The sequence below is a fragment of the Saprospira grandis str. Lewin genome (assembly GCF_000250635.1).
Classification (GTDB): Bacteria; Bacteroidota; Bacteroidia; order Chitinophagales; family Saprospiraceae; genus Saprospira; species Saprospira grandis.
Window position 1 is genome coordinate 3,252,602 of the sequence record NC_016940.1, and the last position, 21,102, is coordinate 3,273,703.

A 21,102-nucleotide genomic window follows, 5' to 3' on the forward strand; every position below is an offset into this window, starting at 1 on the left:
GCCCTAGCCATTTATAAAATGGCTAGGGCTTTTTTTAGAATGCTAGCCTTTGCTGTTTTTTAGGTTGGTCAAAATAATATATCTGTAAAAGGGGGCTTTTATTGCCTTAAATTTTGCTATATAATGCCCTAACTACTTACTTTTACATTGACTTTTGGTCAAAAAATCAGCAAAATTCAATTGTCTAACTAAAACTAACGTTCATGAGATTACTCTACACATTACTTCTTTTTACCGGACTGACTACAGGTCTTTTGGCCCAAAAACCAGCCAACGCGCCCCGAGCTGCCCAAAATCAAACTAGTTTTCAACGCACGCCCTCTGGCCATATTCGCTGCGCCACTGTTGAAATGGAAGCTGAACGCATGCGCAAGCAGCTCAAAACAAATTATGTAGAAGATTTTGAACGCTGGATTGCCCCTAAAGTAGCGGAATACAAACAAAAAGCGGCTAGAAGCGGGGCCAAATCAGTGGTCTATAGAATTCCCGTGGTGGTGCATGTACTACATAATGGCGACCCCGTAGGCACAGACGAAAATATTTCTGATGCGCAAATCTTGTCACAAATTCAAGTGATGAATGAGGACTTCCGAAAACTGGCGGGGACTCCTGGCGATGGATCTGGGGTAGATGTGGAGATCGAGTTCTGTATGGCCCAATATGATGAAACAAATGGACCATCAACTGGAATTAACCGTGTAAATATTGGACAAACAGGGGTTACTAGAAACCAATTAGAAAATACGATTAAGCCTAACACACAATGGGATCCTACTCAGTACCTAAATATGTGGACCTGCCGTTTTGTGGCACCTGATAATGGACTTCTTGGTTATGCTCAGTTTCCTAGCGCCTCTGGCCTAGGAGGAATGCCCGCAAATGGTGGTGCCGCAAATACAGATGGTGTGGTGATGCTTTTTAGTGCCTTTGGTTCTTCGGCGATTGCGCCCGGCGGAACCTATAACGCACCCTACGATTTGGGCAGAACAACTACTCATGAGGTGGGCCACTGGCTTGGCCTTCGCCATATCTGGGGCGATGGAGATTGTACTTTAGATGACTTTTGTGCAGATACTCCCGAATCAGATGACCCTAACTATGGTTGCGCTACGGGCCATGTTTCTTGTGGGACTACAGATTTGGTCGAGAACTATATGGATTATTCCAATGATGCCTGTATGAATAACTTTACTGCCGACCAAAAAGCAAGGATGGTCGTGGTCATGAATAACTCGCCTCGTCGGATGGAACTAGCTAGCTCTACCAAATGTGCACCTCCAACTCCAACTATTGCCTTTGATTTGGACCAAACGGCAGTAACCGAAGGGACCGATTGTAATTTTCAGGAGTTTACCCTAGATCTCAATATTGCTCTTCCTCCTTCTGATGATGCGGTGATTACTTTTGTTCCTTCTGGAACGGCTACCCAAGGCGAAGATTATGACTTTTTTCCTAGCTCAGTCACTTTTTTAGCTGGCCAACAAAACACCCAAACCCTAACGGTTCGTATCTATAATGATGGAATTATTGAAGCAACTGAAGACTTTACTATTGGCATGAATCTAAGCACCGTAGGCGATGCCGCAATTACGACAACCGATAATCGCCAACATGTATTTACGGTCCAAGATGACGATTATGCGCCTATCGCCAACCAATTAGTTGATGTTATTAACGTAGACTTTGAATCTGGTGCTGGCGGATTTACTACCTCTGGAAATACAGCAAATAATATGTTTTCTTTAGGTACTGCCGCTACAGCTTCTAGTCAATATTGGACCATCGACAACAGCAATGCAACTACTTTTGCCTATACCAATGATGATGGCTGCAATGCCTGCGATAAGTCTGCAGATTACCTCTTCTCTCCCGTCTTTAGCTTGCAAAATGCTAATTCTACAACCTTTAGCTTTGATCATGCTTTTGCCGATGAAGCCCCCGAAACTGGCATTGTATCTATTTCTACCAATGGCGCCGCTGGTCCCTTTGTTCCCCTCCTAACGCTAAGCAATACTAGCACAAATGGTGGAAATGGTCTTCGGATCACACCTTGGGTAACCGTCAATAGTAACCTAGATGCTTACCTTGGCCAAAATAACCTTATGCTTCGCTTTGAGTATAGCGATGGCGGCGACTGGATGTATGGCATGGCCCTAGATAATATCCTTTTGCAGGCTACCTTTAATACGGATATCCAAGAGGCTGTAAATACGGCCAATAATGATGACCTTCCCCTTGGGCCCAACAATATGGTGTATTTCTACGATCCCGCTACTTCTAATGTGATGGGAAGCATTGAAAATACTTCGGCCTGGGACTATGGTTGTACCACCCTAGAGGTAGACCGCTCTACGGCGAGTAATGCTGGACCTACAGCTCCTTTCATTGATCTCCTTGCGGCCAATGCCCTAATGGCCAAAACCTTCTATCTAGATCCCTCTAGCAATAATGCTTCAGGAACCTATAACGCAACTTTCTATTTTACAGAAACAGAAATTGCCGCTTGGGAGGCCGCTACTGGAAAAACAAGAGCCGATCTCAAAATTGTAAAGGTGGCCAATAATCCAATTTCAGATGTGACGCCTGGCAATTATGCGAGCTATAATATCGAGTATGTTCCAGCAACTATAGCTAGCTTTGGGGCCAATGGCGTAACGCTTTCGGCTAACTTTAGCACTGGCTTTTCTGGCTTTGGTTTTGGGGATCCTAGTCCCACTTTATTGTCTAATAACCTACTCTCTTTTGAGGCCAAAAGAGCCGGAGACCAAGCTTTGCTAAGCTGGGAAACAACCGCCGAGGAAGGCTGCAATAGCTTTAGCCTACAGCATTCTGCAAATGGAATTGACTTTGAAGATCTTTTCCAAATTACGGCAGAAGGCCAAGCTGCTAGCTACCAGAAAGTTCATGCACGGCCGCTCAATGGCTATAATTATTATCGCCTCTTGCAGCATTTTGATAATGGCAGCACTTACTACTCTTCGGTCCGTGTACTCGATATGCGCCGCAATACTTTAGAGGCCATTCGCCTACAACCCAACCCCGCCCGAGAGCAAATTAACCTGCTATTTTACAGCAACTACAATAGTGAAATCCAAATTGAAATTGTAGATGCTTTGGGCCGACAAATTACGCCTCCAACAAGAGTGAGCGTGAGTGAAGGGGAGAACCAATTCCAGTTCCCACTTCAAGATTTGGCCGCCGGAATTTACTTCTTGCGCATTCAGCAAGGCGGACAAAATTACCACCGCCGCTTTGTCAAACAATAATAGGCAGCTACGGCTTGATTATTAAATAGACAGCTCAACAGTTTTGTTGGGCTGTTTTTTTTTGGGGCTGCCCACTCGCTTCGCTCGGGTCGGGCTGTTTCGCAGCTCGCTGTTCGCTCGGCCCTTCAGCGCTGCGCGCTTCGGTCTGGCCCTGCGGGCCACTGCTGTCCATCCCTCAGCCAGATTTAATCGCGCTGCTTTGGCCATAGTTTGCTATGAATTTTTGGCTAGGCCAGCTATTTTTTAAGGGCATAGCCTTCGCTATGGCCGAGAAAAATAGGGCCGACTAGCGGGAAATTGCTGCAAACTATAAAAGTGAGTGCGTTTAAATCTGGCTATTGCCTGCGGCGCTTCGCGCCTGTAGGGCGCAGATTTGGACCTCATCAATATATTATTGCGTAGCAATACCGCTTTAAAGGGCCGAAGGCCCGCGGCTGAGGGGCTGTAGCAGGGCCGCCGAAGGCGGCAGACCCAGCGGGCGCAGCCCGCGCAGGGCCGAGCAGACCTGCGAGCTGCGCAATGGCCCGACCCGCCCGCAGGGCGGGGCAGCCCCAAAAAATTAAGAAAAATAGAAGGAAGATATTTGGGTTTTAGATTTCCCTTGGGCTGCTTATCTTTGGAGCTTATATAAAAAATGAAACATGAAACGGATCGGATTACTAGCCATTATTTTAATCATCTTATTGGGCTTGGCCTATTGGCTTTGGCAAGGGCGCGAGGAGTACAAAGACAGCTTTGCAGAGGTAGAGCATACGCAATTTGCGGTAGAAAATGCTCGGGAGGTTTTGCATAAAATCTTTTTGGCCGATAAGCAGGGCAATCAGGCCCTTTTTGAAAAGCAGTCGGATGGCAGCTGGACCTATACCAATCAGGCGACGGGCAAGGTTTTTCGGCCTAGCCCCAATGCCTTTAACAACTTGATGGAGACCGTAGAAAAGGTAAGGGCCAGAAACCGAGTGCCTGCGCCTTCGGTCAATTCGGTCCTCAAAGGGATTGGAAGTATTGGCATCAAGGTAGAGCTCTACAACAAACAAGATAAAAAAATGCGGACCTACTACATTGGTGGTCCAGCCGATGCCGGGCAGGCTACTTTTGCGGTCATGGAAGGTTCTGAGGTGCCTTATATGGTCTATTTGCCTAAGTTTTCGGGCAGTATTGACACCCGCTATACTTGTAGAGAAGAGGCTTTGAGAGATAAGGCCATGTTGCGCATCAACCCCAAAAAAATAGCTTGGTTAGAGATGGAATATTACTCGCCAGAGCAGCGGCCCTATTCTTTTCACATTGATTGCAATGGGGGAGAGGACTATAAATTGCGTCCTTTATACCAGATGCCCAATGGAGAGGATGTAGCCCAGGGGCAATTGAAAAAAGAGTATATTTCGGCCTATTTGGAGGAAATGGAATTCATGGGGGCCGAGCGTTTGATTTATGATGCGCCTTTGCGGGATTCTATTGTCAAAACGGTTCCTTTTGCCCAATTGCGCTATGAATTTGAGAATGGAAAAAAGGAGCAATTGAGCATTTATCCGGTGATTAACCCTTCTTATGATCGTGGCGATGGTCGTCCGGGTTTGCGCGAGCGCATCATTCGATATTTTGTCGATCGGGATGAGGATCATTTTTATTTGGCCCAGAATCTCGTTTTGCAAAAGCTGCTACGTCCATATGACTTTTTCTTAGTGACGGAGGCTCCCCAGGCTCCTCAACAATAAACTTATGCCCAATCGATTTACTACCGACGAACTGGCCAACTTATTACTGCTGCTGCGGAGTTCGCAGCCCGAAAATGTAGAATTGGCCTTTAGCCTTTTGGCAGAAGGGCCGCAGCCTCCCCAGCTGCTGGCCGCCCTTTTTTATGTCTATCAGTTTGCGCCTACTGCTTCCATTGCCGAGGCGGCCGAGCGTTTGCTGCGGGCCAATCCGAGGCTAGCGGCTTCGGGGGTAATGGATTTTTATTGGCAGCAGATTAGCCGATCGCTTCTTTTATCTTCTCAGGAAAAGACCTTGGCCCAGCAGCTTCATCTTTGCGAGGCCGAGGCCGATTTGCCTGCCAAGCTATTGGCCGAATGGCTTTATGAGGACCATAAATTGGGGGCCTACTATTTATTGGATGGGGGCCGAAAGGCCGATGCAGATTTGAGTTTTTGCCAAAAGGGCGATTTGATCGACCTTTCTCAAGCGGGCCTAGAAGAGTTTCCCTTGGCCGTTTTGGCCCATAAAAATCTTCGGCATCTTCGGCTCAATGATAATTTTTTGCGCCGCCTCCCGCCAGAAATTGCCGAGCTAGAGCAGCTAGAAGTCCTAGAGCTATCGGGTAATCAATTGCGTAAATTGCCCAAGGCGTTGTTGTCGCTCAAGCAGCTCAAGCGCCTAGAATTAGGCCGCAATAACCTCAAGCAATTTCCCAGCTTTTTGGCCGAGCTTCCTCAGCTAGAAGCCTTAGAACTGACCGGCAGTTGCCAGGTAAATTTGCAAAGGGGCTTGGCCCTGCCCGAAGAATTTTGTCGCGCGCCAAAGTTGCGGCAACTAGGCTTGGCCAATTACAAACGGCCCTCGCAGAGCCTCAAAGCCTATACGCCCTTTCATAATTATCCGCATTTTAGCGAGCTTCAGCTGCCTGTAGGGCAGCGTCTTCCCTTAGAGCAGCCCTTGGCCATGGCCGCCTTGGCTTTTGAGCAGAACAAAGAGGGCTTGGCTTTTTTGCTTCGCTATAGCGAAGACTCGGAGCAAAAACGTCGCTTATTGGCCCATTTTTATCAGGAAGAAGCCAAAACCATGGACCTTTCTGGGCAGTATTTAGAGCATCTTCCCGCTGAAATTGCCGATTTTGATATTGAGATTTTGGACCTTAGTCAGTGCCGCCTAGGCTTGGTGGGCAGTTACTACAAACAAAAAGACGAGCTCTCGAAAGGGGCGAAGCAGGTAGACCGAGAGCGGCTTCATATTTTGGGACAATTGAAGAATATGCGGGCCTTGTCCTTAAAAAACTGTAGCCTTACGGCTCTGCCCGCCTCCTTATTTGATTTGCCCAATTTAGAGGATTTGGACCTCTCTTACAATCTCTTAGAGGAGTTTCCAGAAAACTGGGCTGGCCTGCCCAATTTGCAGCGCCTTTCCTTTTATCAGAGCTTTTCGGTCTATAGTCCCTCTTTAGAATTGCCCAGCAGTTTTTTGCAACTCAAGCAATTGCGAGAGCTTCGGTTCTATTTGCATCGGGCGGCCAAAGAGGGCGTAAAAGAGCAGATTAAGGCGCATTTTGGGCCAGAATTACAATATTTACTCGATTAGTTTTGCTTTTCCCAGGCATAAACCAAAAGAATCATGCGGTCATAGGAGGCCAAGCCCTCTTCTACGCCTTGCATTTGCAGGTAGGTTTCGTAGGCAATGCCATGTAGGCCTGGAACAAACTCAAAGTAGGGGCCCATTTGCGCATAAATGGCGGCTAAATCTTGATGCACCCCTCTGTCGATTTGCGCTCGCAGATAGCGATAATAGCCGTAGTCACTATACTTTAGCTCGGAGAAAATGTAGCGCCAATAGGCCAGTTGGCCGGTATAGCGGATAAAGGCATTGGGAGAGGCCCTACAAGCCAAATAAGCCAAAAAATTGCAGCTAGCCTCATCGCCAAAGCCGTAGCCATGGGCCAGTTCATGCGCAATGGTAAAGGGTTGTTGCAAAGGGTGTAGGGCCGATTCTATATGGGCTTCTCCCGTAAAGGGCCAATAAAATCCAGAGGCATTAAAGCCATAGCCCAAGCCCTTGGGCTGCAAGGCCCGCAATCTAAAATTTGCCTGATGCGGATAGCCCAGTTTGGCCAGCTCAGCCTCCAAACAAGTACGCAGATGAGGCACTAGATCTTTGGGCAAAATGGCACTATCTAAAGCAAAACTATCTAATGGACCAATTTCGGCTCGGGCTTGGGCTACTGCTTCAAGTATTCGGCTGCCCTCGGCCCGCATTTCTTCTTGAGAAAGTGGGCGAACGGCCAATTTTAGTTGTTCTTCTAAGGGAATTCTTGCATAATTATAGCCCCAAAGGCCCAAAAAAAGACTAACAATTAGGCCTATGAAATTGGCGGTGGCTCGTAGCTGTAAGCCTAAAAATGCTCGCCAACTGCCAAAAGGCCGGGCCTGAAACATGGCCCAAATCCGATAGCTGGCCCAAAGAAAAAAGCTGGCCCAAAACAAATAAAAAGCTGCAAAAGGCAGGGGCGAAAAAAGCGCATCTAGTCCTTGGCGGATCCATAAAAAGAGGCCTCTGGCGTAGTAGGTCTCGCAATGGGCCGGAAAAAATCCCCAAAAAACTCTTAGCAAAAGGGCCAAGAGGCCAAGCAGGAAAGGGAAGTAGTTTTTCAGGAAAAACCGCATATTTTCTATATTTTGGACAACTGATTAAAACGAACTCATTTTGGGGCAGCCTAGCGCCCTTTAGCAATAATACTCAAGTTATGGATTTCCTTTTGGCGCTCAAAGCCTTTTTCTTGGGCTTGATTTACCTAGGCGGTATTTTTGCCTTGGCGGGCTTTCTTTTGCCCATTTTTCCGCTCCCCCTGCTCTTGTATATCCGTCAAAAGTTACTCTATTTTAGTGATAAGGTGGCCGTAAAAAATGAGGCTAGAGGACGCCAACTATGGCGCTTTTCTAGGGGCCTAATGATGGGCATTTCGGCCCTTTTGCTCTTGGGCCTTATGGCTTACGCTAGCTACAGTTTTCAGTGGGTTTTGGGGCAGTATATCGCTGTAGAAACGCCTGCTTTTTGGGGCTATTTTGCCTTGGGGCTGGCCCTTCCTCTTTTGTATTACTTTTGGGTGGTTTGGAAAATGTACAAGCGGCAGTTGGCTACTTTCTAATGTATAATTTGGGGCTGCCCCGCGCGGCCAACTGCGGCCCAAGGGCCTTGTTGGCGCTTAGGTCGCTCCACTTCGCAGCTCGCAAGCCTGCTCGGCCCTGCAGGCTTTTTCGCTTTGCTTCAAAAGCCTTGGGTCTGCCGCCTTCGGCGGCCCTGCTTCGGCAGCTCAGCCTGCGGCGGCTTCGCCGCCTGTCCGCCGCAGAGGGCCAAATTATCTTGCATAAAACATCAGCTTATGAAAATTACCTTAGTCCAAGCAAATTTGCATTGGGAAGATGCTTCGGCCAATTTGGCCCATTTTGACCAACTTTTGGCGCCTTTGGCCCCCAAAGAAAGTGATTTAATCATCTTGCCCGAAATGTTTACAACGGGCTTTAGCATGAGTCCCCAAAAATTGGCCGAGCCCATGATGGGGCCCGCTATGCAATGGATGCAGCAAAAAGCCCAAGCATTGGAGGCGGTTTTGGCGGGCAGCCTCATTATTGAGGAAGGGGGAAAGTACTACAATCGTTTTGTTTGGATGCCTCCTTCAGGCGATTACCTCTGTTACGATAAAAAACATCTATTTACGATGGCCCAAGAAGAGTTGCATTATGAGGCGGGCCAAGAAAAAATAATCATCGCCTATAAAGGCTGGCGGATCTGTCCTTTTGTTTGCTATGACCTTCGCTTTCCGATTTGGAACCGAAACCGCCAAGAGGAGCGCTACGATTTGGCCATTTATGTGGCCAATTGGCCCGATAAGCGCAGCGCACATTGGCGGGCGCTGCTTCAGGCAAGAGCAATAGAAAACCAAGCTTATGTTGCTGCCGTAAATCGGGTAGGGGTTGATGGTACAGATTTGTATTATTCTGGCTACAGCAGCCTAATTGCTGCCGATGGCAAAATATTATTTCAGTTAAAAGATAAAGAGCAAATAAAAAATATAAAGATATCTATAGATGAATTATTAGCTATACGGAAAGGGCTCCCTTTCTTGAAGGACCAAGCAAAATAGACTTTTGTATAGAATTATTCTATTTAGAGCCTTAAAGGGAGTGAAAACTTAAATTATATACTATAATTAATTATTATATAGTATATTTGAAGACTTGTTCTTCATACATTTTTAGGGGTTAGTACCTGCTCACATTTTTGTGGGCAGGTCTTTTTTTTTACATATAGTGCGTGAAAAATATACATCATGTCATTTTCAGGTGAAAAACTGTTAAAAAATAGTAATTCGTTGAATTTCTATCAAAATACATTATATTTGGACTACTTGTTCTTCATACATTTTTAGGGGTTAGTACCTGCTCGCATTTTTGTGGGCAGGTCTTTTTTTTGCCCTAAGGTAAGGGTTGGGCTTGGCGGCGCAGCCGCTAGGGCCCGAAGGGCCCATGGCTGAGGGATGGAAAGTGGTGCGGCGCAGCCGCAGACCCAGCGGGCGAAGCCCGCGCAGGGCCGAGCAGACCTGCGAGCCACGGCACAGCCCGACCCGCCCGCAGGGCGGGGCAGCCCCAAAAAAAGAAAATAAAAAAGGGAGCATCGGAAAAAAATCCAATGCTCCCAAAATTTTAGAGAAAGAGGGCTTAGTTACCTCGACGTTTTTGCGTTTTGGCTTCTTCTTCCTTTTCTTCCTCTGTTTTAGTAGTACTTCCACGACGTTTTTGGTCTTTAGTCGAGGTTTTTGTCCGCTTATTGCTTTGCTTTTTATCGTTTACCGTAGATCCACTATTGGTAGAGCTATTTTGGTTATTATTATCAGCTTTGCGGTCGGCGGTATTGCTTGTTCCTCCTCCGGCATTATAAGTAATGGCAAAGGTTTGTGTGGTACTTCCGTTATTGTTTGTGGCGGTAATTTCGAGCAAGTTGCTACCTGGGCGCAGGCCAACATTATTAGCTTGGAAATTGATGCCTGAAAGTTGGAAGTTCGACATATTCTGGCCGTTGAGCTTAAAGCGAACTTGGCTACGGTTGTCTACATTCGTGATGGTAGCGCGAACATTGACGGTACGGACCGAGCTCGTTCCAAGGCGAGGGCTAGTAAAGGTAACAGAAGGTTTGGGGCGGCTATTGGCGCCATTATTTCCTCCTGAATTTCGAGGGTCCTTGGTATTGTTATTTCCGCCGATGGTGCTAGAGTTTCCGCCAGAAACATTGAGAGAGCAATCGGCTAGGCTAGCGCGTTTATTTTCGGAGTCGTTACCGCCAGCAGTTTGTGCAGAAACGGTAAAAGTGATTGCGCCAGAGCCTAGATTGCTTACATCTACGCGGGCGTTCAAGCGGCTACCGGCTAGGGTAAAGTCAGAAACTCTACGGCCATTAACTTGGAAGCTCACTTCATTTTTGCTGCTCACATTAAGGACCTCGGCCGAAACGGCGGCGAAGCACTTATTGAGGTTGGGGCTAATAATTACATTGAGGTTGCGTACATCTGGAGTTGGAGCGGGTTTATAGATCAGGGTAACGGCATCGCTAGCGGTACCCGCGCTATTTTGTCCAGAAATGCTAATGCTATTATTGCCTTGGCGTAGGGGGACATTGGTTGCGCTAAAGCTAGTTCCACTAAAGCTAAAGTTACTCACTGCTCTACCATTCACCAAGAAGCTGACATTACTACTGCTACTTACATTTCGGATAGTCGCCCGAATTGTCGCGCTATTGCTAGCGGCCGTATAAGGGTTGCTAGAGGGGGTAGTAATATCTACTGTTGGTGGTTGTGGGGCGGGTTGATAGATCACCACGGTTTGGTCAGAGGCGTTGCCTTGCGCATTGCTTGCGCTAACGACAACGGTATTATTGCCCGTATTCAATCGGATATTGGGGGCGGTAAACTTATTGTTGCTAAAGCGGAAGTTGCGGTTGGTTTGGCCATTCACTGTAAAGCGGATATCATTGGCTGAATTGACATTAAAGACATCGGCTTGAATATCGACTTTGTTTTGGGCCACTGTATGTGGATCTGCAGAAGGAGAAGTAATTCTCACTGTAGGTGCAGGTGCTGGCTTGTAGATAATCACGGTTTGGTCGCTGGCGCTACCATCTTGGTTGCGCACCTTGATACTAATTTGATTGCTTCCTTGCTTAAGATTTACCGAAGCGGTAATTCTATTATTGGCAAAGCTAAAATTAGACACATTCTGATTATTCAGGCTAAAGCTAATTTCTGATTTGCGGCTAATATTGCTAGTTGTAGCAACGATACGAGTATTGGTATTCGGGCTGTTGTAAGGATCTGTCGAAGGCGTAGTAATCTTCACTGTGGGTGGAGTAGAAATACGCTGTGGTTTAAAGATCACTACAGTTTGGTCCGAAGCATTGCCATCTTGGTTATTGGCCGAAATGACAATGGTATTATTACCTTGTTGTAGGCGGACATTATTAGCGACAAAGCTGCTTCCGCTAAAGCTAAAGTTGCGAACGGTTTGTCCGTTTACCGTAAAGCGAACATTACTGCTACTGCCTACATGCTGGATGCTAGCTTTTACTGTTGTGCTGTTGCTTGTAGTTGTATAAGGATCAGCTGAAGGCGTTGTAATATTGACCGTAGGGGGAGTGGGAACTCGCTGCGGCTTGTAAATAATCGTCGTTTGGTCCGAAGCATTACCATCTTGGTTGCTAGCCGAAACGACAATCGTATTATTACCTTGTTGTAGGCGGACATTATTAGCGACAAAGCTAGTTCCGCTAAAGCTAAAGTTGCGAACGGTTTGTCCGTTTACCTTAAAGCTAACCGCACGGTTGTTATCTACATGCTGAATTCTGGCTCTAATTGTCGTGGTATTGCTCGGCGTGTTATAAGGATTGGCCGAGGGCGTAGTAATATCTACTGTAGGTGGTGTAGCTACGCGCTGCGGCTTGTAGATAATGGTGGTTTGGTCCGAAGCAGTACCATCTTGGTTGCTGGCCGAAATCACGACTACATTACTCCCCTGTTGTAGCGAAACATTATTGGCGCTAAAGCTGCTGCCGCTGAGGCTAAATCGACGAATTGTTTGCCCATTTACCTGCATTTGCACATCATTGCTGTTATTCACATTGCGAATGGTTGCGCGGATGCTTGTTTGACTAGCACTAGAGGTATAAGGATCTGCAGAAGGACTTGTAATACTTACTGTAGGTGGATTGGGGTTGCGCTGTGGCTTGTAGATAATCGTGGTTTGGTCTGAAGCTGTACCATCTGGGTTGCTAGCCGAAATCACCACTACATTATTACCTTGCTGTAGATTCACATTGGTCGCCACAAAGTTGGTCCCCGCAAAGCTAAAGTTGCGAATCGTTTGCCCATTTACCTGCATTTGCACGGCATTGCTATTATTCACATTGCGAATTGTAGCTCTAATCATGGCCCGATTAGTAGAAGCCGTATAAGGATCTGCAGAGGGGCTAGTGATGTTTACCGTGGGAGGTGTGGGGGTACGTTGCGGCTGATAAATAATCGTCGTCTGATCCGAAGCATTACCATCTTGGTTGCTGGCCGAAATAACAATAAAGTTATTGCCCTGCTGTAGGTTGATGCCCGTGGCCACAAAGCTAGTTCCGCTAAAGCTAAAGCTACTAGAGGCCTGACCGTTTACGGTAAAGCTGATGTCGCGGCTAGTGCGTACATTGCGAATGCTCGCCCGAATGGTCGCATTATTATTACTGCTGTTGTATGGATTGGCCGAAGGTGTCGTAATGTTTACTGTGGGAGGTGTAGCATTGCGCACCGGCTGGTAGATAATGCTCGTCTGATCCGAACCATTTCCATCGCTGTTGCTAGCTGTAATGACAATGTTATTGCTTCCTTGCTGCAAGTTGATGTTGCTCGCCACAAAGCTAGTTCCACTAAAACTAAAGTTGCGAATTACCTGACCATTTACGGTGAAACTGATGTTGCTGCTGCTCCGAACATTGCGAATAGTCGCACGAACGCTCGCACTGCTGCTCGAGCTGTTATAGGGATTAGAAGAAGGACTCGTAATGTTTACCGTAGGGGGATTGGGGTTGTTGGTGTTTACTGGCTGCTTATAAATAATGACGGTTTGGTCAGAGGCCTGCCCCGCATTATTACTAGCCGATACGACTACCGTGTTGCTGCCATTTTGCAAAGAAATATTGCTCAAGCTAAAGCTGCTTCCACTAAAGCTAAAGTTATTAACCGATTGACCGTTTAGCGTACAACTTACATTGTTGCTGCTGTTTACGTTGCGAATGGTCGCTCTTACACTAGCAGAACTGCTGCTTGTGGTATAAGGATTGGCCGAGGGAGTCGTAATGACTACGCTGGGGGGAGGATCCTGACGAATAATGGGCTCGTAGTTAATAGTGGCCACATCTTGGTCGGTTCCAGAGGGGTTGTTTGCCCGAATGTTGATGTTGTTGGCTCCCTGCTGCAATCGAATCGTTACTTGAAAAGTCCCATTGCTATAGCTAAAGTTGTTAATCACCTGCCCATTCTGAATAAAACGAATATCACTGGCCGAACGCACGTTCCGAACGGTCGCCCGTACCGTATAGCTACTATTGTTGGTCCTGGCCGAACTGCCCGAAGGGTTCGTAAAACTTACCTGCGGAGGCGCTGCCTGAGGATCTGGCAAAGGCTTTACTTCCTCCTCATGATGGTCCGTCAAACGACCATGAATAAAGAAGTTGGAAAAATGATGAATCTCATTGTTGCCATCCCGAACAATCCCGTCAAAGTTGTCCGTTAAGGTCCAGTTCACTCGATGCCCAAAACCAATAGCAAAACGTGGCGTTACCCAATAGCCCAACTCAAAACCAACAGAAGGCGTAAAGATGACGTCATAATCACCAAATTCATTGGTAAAGGTCTCATAGTCGCCATCACGGCCCCCCACAAGCTGGTCCACAATCTCAGAAGAACTTAAGGTCGAGTCTCCCGCTACACTATTATAAAGGTTGATGTACTCATCATCCAAAAAAACACGCTGGTCCAACTGATCATAAGCTACCCGATACCAACCCAATCCAATTCCACCATAAAGCGATAACCAGATGTTGTGATTCCGACGTAGGTTCTCAAAGTTGATTCTCGCTTCCAATGACAAATCATTAAAGGCGGTGCGGTGGTTGTGGTACACAAAGTTGCTCCCTCCATTACTCAGCGAGTAATCAGGGTCAAACAAAGAATTAGACTGCCCATTCAACAAACTGTTGTTGCTGATATCGGTCAACTGATCGTCCTGCCCATAGGTCACGGTCCCCATATAACGCATCCGCAAATCTAAAGATAAGGGCCTACTCGGACTGTAATAAATGTTCTTTCCTAGGTAGATGGTCCAACCACCTCCCAGTTGCGTGCAAGCGTCGCTCTGCTGCCAAGCAACACCTCCACCACCGCCCAAAAACCAATGACCGCCATAGCCATCGCTCTCCTGAGCCTGTAGCTGCCCCAAACTCCCCAAAGAGAGCAGAAGCACTAATACTGAATAAATAAATGATCGCATAAATTAAGGTTTAAGTTATGTATGTATGTCCGTTTTATTTGCTTTGCTCTCAGTCTACTTTCGTGCCAAGCCAATTTTTTTTACAGCCTCGGGAACTAAAACTTAAGTAGGCCCAAAAGTACCATTTTTAACGCAAGGGCCTTTATTCCTAGCCTTTAACTAAATCTTTAGGCGTAAAATAGCTCAGCAATAAACTCCAAAATCTTAGTATGTTAAAATTAAACAGTAACATTTTTTTAACAAAATTTAAGGGCTTTTCTTTTGGGGCCTCCCGCCTGCGGCGGGCGCTACGTTTCGCAGCTCGCTATTCGCTCGGCCCTGCAGCGGCTGCGCCGCTTTGGTCTGGCCCTGCGGGCCACTGCTGCACATCGCTAGGCCGGGCGCTACTGCGCATCGGTTACTCCCTTCGGTCGTCGAACTGCGGCCTAAAGGCCTTGTTGTGGCCGGGCGCTTCGCGCCCCCAAACCGCAAATTTGGTCCAAATTTAAAATTAAGTGTATTTAACTGTTGATTATTTGGTTCTTAGTCTTTATAGTTAGTGGTATACGCAGTTTTTAGTGCTGCATTTTTTTATCACCTCATTTAAATGCCTTAATTTTGGGAAAAGAAGAAAAAAAGATGATCAAGGATCGCTATATCAATCCACTGACCGACTTTGGATTTAAGAAGCTTTTTGGCGAGGCCGCCAATAAGGAGCTACTCATCCATTTTCTCAATCAGCTGCTGCCCGAAAAGCATCAGGTGGAGGACCTCGAATATCTTCCTAGCGAACGCCTGCCCTCCAGCTTTCTGGACCGAAAAGTTATTTTTGATATCTATTGCACTAGCAGCCGAGGCGAGCAGTTTATCATCGAGCTGCAACGCAGTAAGCAAAATCACTTCATCGACCGCTCTATTTTTTATAGCACTTTCCCTATTCAAGAACAATCCGAAAGGGGCGATTGGAATTTTAAGCTCTGGCCCATTTATACGATCTGCATTCTCGATTTCAAGATCAATCAGCCCAATCCCCATAATCGAGTGATCCGCTATGTACAGCTCAAGGACCAAGACAAAGAGCTCTTCTTTAAAGACCTCACCTATATTTATATCGAGCTGCCTAATTTCACCAAAACCCTAGATGAGCTAGAAGATCTACAGGATAAATGGCTTTATCTTTTCCGCTATTTGGCCAAATTAGAAGATCGGCCAGCGGCCCTGCAAGAGCGCATTTTCACGGGGCTTTTCCATGCCGCCGAAATTGCCAGCTACTCTATTGAGGAGCGCCAAAATTATGAGGTCTCCCTCAAAAAGCATCGAGATATTAAAAATGCTATCGACACCGCCCTAGAGGAGGGCTTAGAAAAAGGCAGCGCCGAGGGCTTGGAAGAAGGCCTGAAAAAAGGAGAAGAACGAGGCTTAGAAAAAGGGCTCGAACAAGCTAAGGAAGAAGGCGCATTAGCCGCCAAAAAAGCCATGGCCAAGCAAATGCAGTCCGCCAACTTAGCCCTAGAACAAATTGCCCAAATTATTGGCTGCTCCCTAGAACAACTTAAAAACTGGCTAGAAGACTAGCCCTAAACAATAGAAAGCTTGAACCTCAGTAGGTTCAAGCTTTTTTTAGGTCCTACAGGCCCGAAGGGCCGCAGGCTGAGCTGCCGAAGCAGGGCCGCCGAAGGCGGCAGACCCAAGGCTTTTGACGCAAAGCGAAAAAGCCTGCAGGGCCGAGCAGACTTGCGAGCTGCGAAGTGGAGCGACCCGCCCGCAGGGCGGGGCAGCCCCAAAAAAATCAAAAATCAACAATAATATCTTTGCTCTGAATCCGCTGCTCAAAAATATGAGGATAATAATGGCGGAGCTCCTGAATAAAAAGCGCAAGCGGAAGGTCTGCAAAATGACCATACTCCTTTTCGTAGCTCATAAATGGCTGTCCAGATTTATCCGATTCTTGAAAAATGGCCTCATCTTGCCCATTAAAATCTAGAGGGGCCACATTAAGGCGCTCACAAAGCGTTTTATTGAAAACGGGGGTGAGTTTGATCCAGCGATTGTGCAAAAAGACCTCGGTGTAGGCATGAAAAACCATCAGGTCGGTCCGCAGATATTCCTCCACTTTTTTTGTGGCCAAATGGTTGCGCACATTGGCAAAACCGAGGCGGGCGGGAATTCCTATGGCCCGAAGACAACTGGCAAAAAGGACCGATTTCTCGACGCAATAGCCATAGTCTTTTTGCAAAATATAACTGGCCCTCAGGGCCTCTTTTTTTAGGCGAAGATGATAAGGGTAGTAGCTCCAACCGTCTCGAATAGCGTAATACAGGGCTTGAACTTTTTCTGCGGGACTTGCAGCCTGAGCCGTGATTTTTTGCGCATAACTTTGGATATCGGGATGCTCGGCCTCTATAAAATAAGTGCTAGCCAAATAAGGCGATAGATCTTGCATAATGATTGATTTTTGGATGAAATTAACTGGCCTCAGGCGCTGCTTTTTCGGACCAAACCGCCAACTCATTGCCGCTGGGCTCTATAAAGTGAAAACGAGCCCCGCCAGGAAAAACAAAAATATCTTGGCTGATTTCTCCCCCAGCAGCCTCTACTTGGGCCAAACAAGCAGGCAAATCTTCGGCATAAAGGACCAATAGGGCGCCTCCAGATTTTACCGAAGAAGCCAAAGGCGCTTCATAGAAGCCCCCCTCAAAATTAGTGGCAAAAAAGGCCGTATAAGCTGGACCATAGTCCTCAAAACGCCATTGAAATACTTTCTGGAAAAAGGCTTTAGTGGCCGCTAAGTCTTTGGCAGCAAATTCTATGTAAGCAGGTTTTGACATATATTTATCAGTTGATTTGTATTTTTTTACTTCAAAAGAAGTAATTTATGTAGATAGAATATTCTTAATTTTTGACCTAAAATATAGGCAAAGGCCTATTTTATGCGGCTTATGAAGCAATTGCTAATGCTTTCTTGTGACAGTTGTTTTTATATTAAGTTCTTGATTTGCAGTAATTTATGAAACAAAATTAAAAACTTGCCGTAAAAGACATACATACCCCAAAAATGGATGATTACAACAAGGTTTTTTCACCTCAAAAAAACTAAGATATGAAATCCCCAATCTTACCCCTTCTTTTTTTGGCCCTTCCCCTTTTTCTGTGGGCCCAAAAGCCAGTATCTACTGGCGGCACGCAAACTTCATTGAGCTGTGTCGGCTGCTTTGTCAATCAAGCCGAAATGGCCTTTGATGCGAGCACGAGCACGGCTGCCTTAATCGACCCCAGCGCTCTGCCTCTTTCGACAGTTGGCTACGTTTCTCAAGATTATTCTTTTGCGGCCCCCTTAGCAGTGGGCTCAGAACTTCGTCTAGACCTCGCTTTTAGCGATAATAGCATTCTAGCAGGTCTTTTAGGAACTCTAGCCAATGGCCTAGTTTTCGACCGCCTAGAAGTTGAGTTGCTCAACGGAACAACTGTCGTGAGTACCTATGGCGGTAGCTCCGGAACCTCTTTGGCCGAGCTGGATGTGGTTGATGCGGCTAGCTCTAGATTTAATTTGCTCATTCAGATTCCAACGGCTAATGTCGATGGGATCCGCATCCGAACAGGCGCCTTAGTTTCTTTAGGTCTTGGTATAACACCTTCAGCCCTAGAAGTCTATGATATTAAGGGCATGCCTACCAACCGCTACTACGCTAGCCGATTTACCGGAAACTCTGGCCAAAATGGCCTTGCTCTAACGCTTTGCCTCAGTTGTGGAGTTTTCAATGAGGCGCATGCCGCTAGCTTAGGAAATGACCCTAACTCTCAGTATGCACAAATGCGCTGGGACATTGGCCTCAGCCTCTTGGGTACCGAGTACCAATATGTCGAGTACGATTGGGACGCTAGCCCTAATACCGACTTTTTAGGCGATGCCGATGGTACCCCCGATGCGGTCCTTGTTCAGTTGCAGGAGGTTGCCCTGGCCAATTTAGACCTAGATTTAGGCAGCAATCTTTGGGATAATAACGGCTTGGCCCTAATGGTGCAGTATACTGATGGCAGCAGCAGCCTGCTCGATAATAGCTCTCCTCTTTTGTCCGCTAATTTGTTAGGAGCAGGCTCTGGCCGATTTCAACTGGTCCTCAATATTCCCACAGGAAAAACCCTAGAGCGCATTGAGGTCCGCAGAAATGCCCCCACCTTAGGCTTGTTCACAGAGCTCCGTATCTATAATATTTATACGGCCACTCAGGCAAGCCTGCCCCTCAAGTTAGCCGATTTTAGACTAGAAAAAGACCTCTCCCAAGGGATTTTCTTGCAGTGGCAAACAGAAAGTGAGTACGATATGAACCAAATTGTGGTGCAACGAGCTGATGACGATATGCTCTTTGAGGACCTTTATTCCCTAAGCGCCCAAAATGACCCGCATCAAAGCGCAAATTATGAGTTTGTCGATAAACAGCCGCTTTGGGGCAATAATTATTATCGCCTTAAGTTTATCGGCTTTGCCGAAAATGACATTAGCTACTCAACCGTTAAGGTCGAAAATTGGCAGCAAAATAAAAGCTTTACCCTCTATCGCCAAGGAGATTATCTCCGCATCCAAAAGATGGAGCAAGACCGCAAAGAATTGCTCCGATTAGAGGTCTATAGCCTTCAGGGCCAATTGTTGCTGCAGCAAAATTTTGCTGATGCACAAGCCGAATTAAATACGGCCGATTTGCCCAATCTCTTTCAACTACAAGTCGTAGGTGAAGGACAAGCTTACTACCAAAAGCTCATTCCAAATCCTTAGGAATAGCTTTATGTCACTCCTTTTTAGACGCTCCCTTTTTTTAGGGGGCGTTTTTTTGGGGCTGCCCACTCGCTTCGCTCGGGTCGGGCTGTTTCGCAGCTCGCTGTTCGCTCGGCCCTGCGCAAAATTTCGCTGTGCTCATTTTGCTTGGTCTGCGGCTTCGCCGCCCTGCTGTCCATCCCTCAGCCTGCGGCCCTTCGGGCCTGTAGGAAGCAGATTTGGACCTAATTGGCCAATGCCTTTTTTCTTCTGCCCACAAAATTACTCACTACTTCAACCACCTCTTTGTGGCGAAAATGACGAGAGTGCCCTCCATGTCGACCATAAAATACTTCTACTTTATCCCAGCCCGCCGCCAAGGCCCTGATCTTTTCAAAACTAGCCACCTCATCTAGCTCGTCATGCACCAAAAGGACCTCCTCTACAGGCAGTTTATAGCGCTGCTCATACATATTGTATTGCGAAATATCCCAGTCAATTTGTCCTTGGATTTTATTAAATATTTTGCGAAAAAGCGCATCGGGTACTTGCATGAACTCCTTGAAAGTTAAAAAGAAATGATAGGGAATAGGATAGGCGCCCATCATTACTAATTTTTGGATATGGACCTCTTTTCGCTCTTCTAGTCCCGCAAAAAAGGAGGCACAAGCCCCCAAAGAATGCCCAATCAAGGCATACACTTCTTTCTCTTTGCGAAGCAGCTCTTTTAGACCCATCATAAAAATGGGCAAATTGCTGGCTTGTCCAGCCGCCGCCCCATGGGCCGCAAAATCAATAGAAATGATGCGGTAATCATCAGATTGGGCCAAAAGGGCTTCTATGAGCCGCTTGAAATCGGGCGTCATGCCCTCCCAACCATGGGCCAAAATAATGGTTTTTGGTCCTTCCCCCCATTCAAATAAACAGTATTCATGGCCCTCTACCTCAAATCGGCTTTTGTTTTTGGCCGTAGCCAAAAACTCCTTATGCCAATCCTTAATTTTACGAGGATTGGGCCGAGTAAAGAGCTTCCAAAATAACTTTGTAGAATAATTGGGGGCAAAACTGCCCAAATGGCGGAAATAAAAGCGCAAGGCTTTTACGGCTAAGGGCAATTCTTGCTTTTTGTAAAAATTACCCAATTCTCCAGCTGGCTGTGCTTGTTGTTCCATAATATACCGATTGGTTTTATTTATTGTAGGGGAGCAGGGGATAGCTGACAATCTCTGAGTATTTCTTGGGCCAAATCTGTGGCATCCAATAAATACTGGCTGTTGTTTAGACTAAGCGTCATGAAAATAGCGCCCTCTAAAAGGGAAAAAATCTGCCGACTAATTTTTTGCTCATCTAAGTTGGGCCGAAACTCTCCGGCTTGCATAGCGGCTAAAATTAGGCGGCGAATATGATTTTCTAGTTTTTTAATTACCTCGACTACTCGGGCCAAAAATTGAGGATGTTGTCCCTGGGCATCTATCCCCAAATTAAGAATAGGACAACCCCCAAAAGGGATGGCAAAATGGTGGTAATCCTGATAAAATTGGAGAATAGCCGCTAGTTTATCGCTAGCTCGATCTTCTGCATCAACCCTTTTCATGATGGCTTGGCTAAGTTGGCGCAAGTTGTAATTAAAGGCCGCTAGGGCCAATTCTTCTTTATTTTGGAAGTGGCCATAAATGGCCCCCTTGCTAAGTCCAGTGGCTTGGCAAAGGTCTGTTAAACTACTGCCGATATAGCCCTGTTGGTTAAAAATAGGCGCAGTCGTTTCTATAATATGTTGCCTTGTTTTGGCCGATTTTTTCATGGCTGTTATTGCTTATACTGTAAA

13 protein-coding genes are annotated in these 21,102 nt (G+C 46.6%); 7 read left to right on the forward strand and 6 right to left on the reverse strand.

The window, feature by feature from the left end; translation table 11 throughout:
* The first annotated feature begins 203 nt into the window (after positions 1-203).
* The 3 genes from SGRA_RS14360 (at position 204) to SGRA_RS14375 (ending at position 6,557) form a co-directional block, all read left to right on the forward strand.
* Entirely contained in the window at positions 204-3,266 is a 3,063-nt protein-coding gene (locus SGRA_RS14360) for a M43 family zinc metalloprotease (protein ID WP_015693484.1), read from the forward strand.
* A 641-nt stretch (positions 3,267-3,907) separates the two neighbouring features.
* A complete protein-coding gene (locus SGRA_RS14370) occupies positions 3,908-4,981 on the forward strand; it encodes a hypothetical protein (RefSeq protein ID WP_015693486.1) in 1,074 nt (357 codons plus the stop codon).
* A gap of 4 nt (positions 4,982-4,985) precedes the next feature.
* On the forward strand, positions 4,986-6,557 hold the full coding sequence (locus SGRA_RS14375; protein WP_015693487.1) for a leucine-rich repeat domain-containing protein: 1,572 nt from the start codon (positions 4,986-4,988) through the stop codon (positions 6,555-6,557).
* Here the strand turns inward: SGRA_RS14375 and SGRA_RS14380 are convergent.
* Complete coding sequence (locus SGRA_RS14380; protein ID WP_015693488.1) at positions 6,554-7,636, reverse strand: DUF3810 domain-containing protein; 1,083 nt, start codon at positions 7,634-7,636, stop codon at positions 6,554-6,556. The two genes, SGRA_RS14375 and SGRA_RS14380, sit on opposite strands and share 4 nt — an antisense overlap.
* A gap of 80 nt (positions 7,637-7,716) precedes the next feature.
* On the opposite strand from SGRA_RS14380, the gene SGRA_RS14385 reads away from it, so the two are divergent.
* Complete coding sequence (locus tag SGRA_RS14385) at positions 7,717-8,118, forward strand: hypothetical protein (protein ID WP_015693489.1); 402 nt, start codon at positions 7,717-7,719, stop codon at positions 8,116-8,118.
* A 234-nt stretch (positions 8,119-8,352) separates the two neighbouring features.
* Positions 8,353-9,114, forward strand: a complete 762-nt coding sequence (locus tag SGRA_RS14390; RefSeq protein ID WP_015693490.1) for an amidohydrolase — start codon at positions 8,353-8,355, stop codon at positions 9,112-9,114.
* Positions 9,115-9,688: 574 nt separating this feature from the next.
* On the opposite strand, the gene SGRA_RS14400 is transcribed toward SGRA_RS14390, so the two are convergent.
* Complete coding sequence (locus tag SGRA_RS14400; protein WP_015693491.1) at positions 9,689-14,548, reverse strand: beta strand repeat-containing protein; 4,860 nt, start codon at positions 14,546-14,548, stop codon at positions 9,689-9,691.
* A gap of 618 nt (positions 14,549-15,166) precedes the next feature.
* On the opposite strand from SGRA_RS14400, the gene SGRA_RS14405 reads away from it, so the two are divergent.
* Positions 15,167-16,102, forward strand: coding sequence for an Rpn family recombination-promoting nuclease/putative transposase (locus tag SGRA_RS14405; RefSeq protein ID WP_041329938.1), 936 nt, complete (start codon positions 15,167-15,169; stop codon positions 16,100-16,102).
* 214 nt (positions 16,103-16,316) lie between these two features.
* Here SGRA_RS14405 and SGRA_RS14415 read toward each other — a convergent pair whose 3' ends face one another.
* Complete coding sequence (locus tag SGRA_RS14415) at positions 16,317-16,970, reverse strand: transglutaminase-like domain-containing protein (protein ID WP_015693494.1); 654 nt, start codon at positions 16,968-16,970, stop codon at positions 16,317-16,319.
* Positions 16,971-16,992: 22 nt separating this feature from the next.
* Complete coding sequence (locus SGRA_RS14420) at positions 16,993-17,355, reverse strand: VOC family protein (protein ID WP_015693495.1); 363 nt, start codon at positions 17,353-17,355, stop codon at positions 16,993-16,995.
* A 272-nt stretch (positions 17,356-17,627) separates the two neighbouring features.
* On the opposite strand from SGRA_RS14420, the gene SGRA_RS14425 reads away from it, so the two are divergent.
* Positions 17,628-19,298, forward strand: coding sequence for a hypothetical protein (locus SGRA_RS14425; protein WP_015693496.1), 1,671 nt, complete (start codon positions 17,628-17,630; stop codon positions 19,296-19,298).
* Between the two features lie 224 nt (positions 19,299-19,522).
* Here SGRA_RS14425 and SGRA_RS14430 read toward each other — a convergent pair whose 3' ends face one another.
* Positions 19,523-20,449, reverse strand: coding sequence for an alpha/beta fold hydrolase (locus SGRA_RS14430; protein WP_015693497.1), 927 nt, complete (start codon positions 20,447-20,449; stop codon positions 19,523-19,525).
* 20 nt (positions 20,450-20,469) lie between these two features.
* Positions 20,470-21,078 carry a TetR/AcrR family transcriptional regulator gene (locus tag SGRA_RS14435; protein ID WP_015693498.1) on the reverse strand — a complete coding sequence of 203 codons (609 nt, stop codon included), beginning with the start codon at positions 21,076-21,078 and terminating at the stop codon, positions 20,470-20,472.
* Positions 21,079-21,102 lie beyond the last annotated feature (24 nt).